Genomic DNA, 1,681 nt, shown 5'->3' on the forward strand with positions numbered 1-1,681 from the left:
CGCATCGCCGACCACGTGATGCGCTTGCCGGCGTTGCGCGAGGAAGCGGACCGTACCGCGCTGGTACAGGCGCTATGGGCGCCGTTGGCGCAACAGCGCACGTTGTCGGACCAGGCCCTGCAGAAGCTGGCGGCCTACCACTGGCCGGGCAACCTGCGGCAGCTGGTGGCCTGCCTGCGCACGTTGGTGGCGTTGAGCGAGCCGACCGCGGTGATCGCGGCGGAGGGCTTGCCGGAATATCTGCTTGTGGTGCCCCCGCCTGCCGTCGTCCCGGCCGGCGATGGCAGCCTGCAGGAGATGACGCTGGAGGTGATGCGCCAGGCGCTGGCGGCGTGCGATGGCAATGTCAGCCAGGCGGCGAAGCGGCTGGGGGTCAATCGCAGTACGTTGTATCGGCGGTTGAAGCTTTAGGAGCCAGACCCCTCCCCAACCCGTCCGGCCCTGCGGCACAGCCTCGGGCGTTCATCGGGTCGCACGCCCGTGGCGTGCAAACGCCCTTCTTCACCCCCTTGGCTGCGCCAAAGGAGGGGGGTGGTCATGCGAGGTCTTTCAGATAGCAGCGATTGCCGCTTCTGCCCCCTTCCTTTGGCGCAGCCAAGGGGAGGGTTGGGGAGGGGTAAGTGCCCTGCCCCGTCATTCCATCAACCCGGCAACACCGACGCCTGTCGCGCCAACTGCTCGATGCCGGCCCAGTCGCGGGCCTGCAGCAGCTCACGGGTGGTCAGCCAGCTGCCGCCCACGCACAGCACGTTGGGCAGGTGCAGGAACTGCGCGGCGGTCTGCGCGCTGATGCCGCCGGTCGGGCAGAAGCGCACGTCGCCGAACGGGCCGTTCCAGGCCGAGAGCATGGCCGCACCACCGGCCTGCACCGCCGGGAAGAACTTGAACGTATCTAGGCCCTGCTCCAGCCCGCGCATCAGTTCCGAGGAGGTGGCCACGCCCGGCAGCAACGGCAGGTCGGTGTCGCGCGCGGCGGCATACAGCCGGTCGGTGGCGCCCGGCGATACCGCGAAGCGCCCGCCAACCGCCTTGACCTGTTCCATCTGCGCCGCGGTCAGCACCGTGCCGGCGCCCACCACCGCATCGGGCACCGCCTCGACCATCGCCTTGATCGCGTCCAGCGCGATGGACGTGCGCAATGTCACCTCGATCACCGGCAGCCCACCACGGAACAAGGCATGCGCCACCTGCACCGCATCGTCCACGTCCTCGGGGGTGAACACCGGGATCACCGGGGCCAGTTTGAGCACTGCGCGTACGCGCGGATCAGCGCCGGACATCGAATTTTCCCTCGCCCATCAGGGCCATCACGTCGGCCACGCCGACCGGGTTGAAATCACCGGGGATCGAGTGCTTCAGGCAACCGGCCGCCAGGCCGAAGCGAAGGGTGGTGTCGGCGTCCAGGCCCTCGATCAACCCGTGCAGCACGCCGGCAGCGAATGCGTCGCCACCGCCGATGCGGTCAATGATATCGGTCAGCTCCTCGACCGGTGCGACCGTGCGCGTGCCATCGCGGCCGAGCAGCATCGCACCGATCGAATGGTGGCCCACGCTGTGCGCGGTGCGCTGCGTGCAGGCCATGTACTGCAGGCGCGGGAAGGCGGCGAAGGCCATCGCCGCGGCCGCGTCCACGCGCGCCTGCGCGTCGGCCTGCGCGAACTCGCCGCCCAGCACCACGCCG

The 1,681-nt window shown here is 69.6% G+C and carries 3 protein-coding genes; 1 reads left to right on the forward strand and 2 read right to left on the reverse strand.

Annotated features, from left to right (window positions below; translation table 11 throughout):
• On the forward strand, positions 1-411 hold a 411-nt coding region (locus VA603_RS11640), incomplete at its 5' end, for a helix-turn-helix domain-containing protein (RefSeq protein WP_323438945.1).
• Positions 412-641: 230 nt separating this feature from the next.
• Here the strand turns inward: VA603_RS11640 and eda are convergent.
• Positions 642-1,280 (reverse strand): bifunctional 4-hydroxy-2-oxoglutarate aldolase/2-dehydro-3-deoxy-phosphogluconate aldolase, encoded by a 639-nt coding sequence (eda, locus tag VA603_RS11645; RefSeq protein ID WP_323438946.1) that lies wholly within the window; start codon positions 1,278-1,280, stop codon positions 642-644.
• Positions 1,267-1,681: PfkB family carbohydrate kinase (locus VA603_RS11650; protein WP_323438947.1), on the reverse strand; the 415-nt coding region annotated here is incomplete at its 5' end. The genes VA603_RS11650 and eda, both read right to left, overlap by 14 nt.

It is taken from the genome of Stenotrophomonas capsici, assembly GCF_034961085.1.
In the GTDB taxonomy this organism is placed as follows: domain Bacteria; phylum Pseudomonadota; class Gammaproteobacteria; order Xanthomonadales; family Xanthomonadaceae; genus Stenotrophomonas; species Stenotrophomonas capsici.